The sequence below is a fragment of the bacterium genome, from assembly GCA_026398675.1.
Taxonomy (GTDB): domain Bacteria; phylum RBG-13-66-14; class RBG-13-66-14; order RBG-13-66-14; family RBG-13-66-14; genus RBG-13-66-14.
The window spans coordinates 1-2,621 of record JAPLSK010000373.1 but is presented as its reverse complement, the minus strand read 5'-3'; the positions used below and the strand labels follow the sequence as shown (position 1 = coordinate 2,621).

General features: G+C 65.5%; 2 protein-coding genes. One reads left to right on the top strand and one right to left on the bottom strand.

Features of this window, described 5'->3' with window-relative positions:
- Window positions 1-1,188, top strand: a 1,188-nt coding sequence (locus NTW26_11265; protein ID MCX7022827.1) for a pyridoxal phosphate-dependent aminotransferase, incomplete at its 5' end; no start/stop codon positions are given.
- A gap of 422 nt (window positions 1,189-1,610) precedes the next feature.
- On the opposite strand, the gene NTW26_11260 is transcribed toward NTW26_11265, so the two are convergent.
- The gene (locus tag NTW26_11260) at window positions 1,611-2,243 is read right to left on the bottom strand and encodes a TonB family protein (protein MCX7022826.1); all 633 of its coding nucleotides are present in this window, start codon (window positions 2,241-2,243) and stop codon (window positions 1,611-1,613) included.
- Between the last annotated feature and the right edge of the window lie 378 nt (window positions 2,244-2,621).

The following is a 2,621-nucleotide window of genomic DNA, read 5'->3' as shown; positions in this document are numbered from 1 at the left end:
ATCCGCAAGCTGGCGCCGCTCGCCGCTTCTGCCCGCGCGCGCGGCATCAAGATCTTCAACCTCAACATCGGCCAGCCGGACGTGGCTACCCCGCCGGAGTTCCTGCGCGCGGTGTGCGCCTTCAAGGACAAGGTCCTGGAGTACGGGCCCTCCGACGGCCTGCCGGAGCTGCGCGAGGGAATGGCGGCCTACTTCGCCCGCTACGAGATCGCGCTCGACCCGGGAGAGATCCTGATCACCAACGGCGGCTCCGAGGCCATCCTGTTCGCCTTCAACGTGGTGGCGGACCAGGGGGACGAGATCATCATCCCCGAGCCCTTCTACACCAACTACAACGGCTTCGCCGTCACCTCGGGAGTCCGGCTGGTGCCCATCACCACCTTCCCCGAGGACGGCTACCGGTGCCCGTCGGTGGAGCAGTTCGAGGAGCGGGTTACCCCGCGCACGCGGGCCATCATCGTCAACTCGCCGGGCAACCAGACCGGGGCCGTCTACACCCGCCGGGAGATGGAGCGCGTCGCCTCCCTGGCCGAAAAGCACAACCTCTACATCATCTCCGACGAGGTGTACCGCGAGTTCACCTTCGACGGGGTCAGCGCCACCGGCATCCTGGACGTGGAGGGGATGGACGAGCGGGCGATAGTCATAGATTCCATCTCCAAGCGGTACTCGGCCTGCGGCGCTCGCGTCGGCAGCGTCATCAGCCGGAACAACAGGTTGATGGAGGCGGTGCTGCGCTACGCCCAGGCGAGGCTTTGCCCGCCCGCCCTGGGGCAGGTGGTGGCCGCCGCCGCCTACTCCGACGAGACGGACTACATCGAAGAGTCGCGCCTCGAGTACCAGCGCCGCCGGGACGTCGTGTTCAACCGGATTCAGGAGATCGAGGGCGTGGTCTGCGAGAAGCCCCAGGGCGCCTTCTACGCCCTGGTGAAGATTCCGGTGGACGACGTGGAGAGCTTCGCCCAGTGGTTGCTCACCGACTTCTCCGTGGATGGCTTTACGGTGATGGTCGCGCCGGGGCCGGGGTTCTACGCCACGCCGGGGCTGGGCGGGCAGGAGATACGTATCGCCTACGTGTTGAACTGCGAGGAGCTCGAGCACGCCATGGACGTGCTGGTGGCCGGCATCGGGGCGTACAACCAGCGCGGGGCGCTGGACCCCAGTTCCGCGATTACATCCCCTGACTGATAACGTTCACACCCGCGAGCCAACCCTTCGCACCTTAAATTAAAACGACTCCAACAAAGTTCCGTAAGGGCGACCTTCCACGGTCGTCAAGTCGTCAAAAAAACGGAGGGCCGACCCTCCGTTTCACTTTGACTCAAAGTCCGCTCAGGGCACCACCCAGTTGAAGCTCCCCTCGGAGATGGTGACGCCGCCGGTCTTCCACATGTACTCGTCGCGCAGCGGGTCCCAGTCGTCCACCAGCTCGATGACCACCTTGTCTCCGACGTTTTGTGTCCCGCTTACCCCCTCTTCGCCGTAGCTGTGCGGGTCCAGGATCTCCAGGTGCCCTCCTGTTGCGGCAGGATGCAGAAACAGCCCGCCGTGGTCGCCTAAAGAGGCCCGCCGGGGGCCTCTTGTTGCGCGTAAAAGGTTGGGGCTTTTCTTTAACGGACGTCCACGAGGAACTCGTAGGTGACACAGATGCTCTTGGGTATGTCGAAGCCCGCCTCGGAGGCCGGCTCCCAGCGCGAGGATTCCGCGGCGGCCAGGGCCGCCAGGTCCGCCTCCGCCTTCCCGGAGGAGCGCAGGATCCAGACCTTGAGAATCTCGCCCTTCTCGCTGATATACAAACCGACGGTGCAGGAGCCGGACCAGCCCGCTTCCTTCAAGAGCTGCGGGTACTCGGGCTCCGGGGCGAAGACGGCCTTCGGCGGGGTGTACCTCTGCGTCGGGTCGGGGTTGTGGACGTCGGGATTGATGTCGGGCCAGAGGTCGGGGTCCGTTTCCACGGGGATGTACTCGATTATGGGGGTCCGGTACGTTCCAACGGCGTCGGGATCGTCGCTCGGCTCCGGCGCGGCCTGAATAGTCCTCGGCGGCGGTTTGATCTCGGGGACCTTTATCGTCAGGGGCGGCGGTTTCAGCACCTCGAGGTTCGCCAGCTCCTGGGCGCCGCGCGGCGGGGCCAGGGGGGCGGCCGTCTCGGCGTAGTTGGCAAGAACCAGGACGATGGTCAGGTTCCCCAGCAGCGAGATGAGGAGGGCCTGGAGGAAGAGGTTTCGTTTTTCTTTTCGCATGTCGGCCTCCGTGACCGTGGGTGCCGACTAATAAACGCGCGGCGTCGCTTCCCGGTTCCACGAAAAAAGGGCCCCCGCGGTTCCCTCTCACTGCGGGAGGAGGTTTGCCTCACGGGATAAAGGGTGCGGGCTGCCGCAGTCTCCCTCTCCCCGTGGGAGCGGCACGCCGACGGGAATGGGGGTGCGGGCTGCCATGCGTCCCCTCCCCCCTTTGGGGGGAGGCTCGCCTACGGGTTAGGGAGGGGGGTGCAGCGGCCCCCTCTCCCTTTTAGGGAGGGGCTCGCCTATGGGCTTGGGAGGAGAGCGGTCCCCTCTCCCTTATTGGGAGAGGGTCAGGGTGAGGGTCGAGGTAGGGAACGTGAAAGCGGCGGGGACTGA

Excerpts from the sequence above, each read along its gene's own strand:
- NTW26_11260 (MCX7022826.1), bottom strand. The coding sequence starts at position 2,243 with ATGCGAAAAGAAAAACGAAACCTCTTCCTCCAGGCCCTCCTCATCTCG.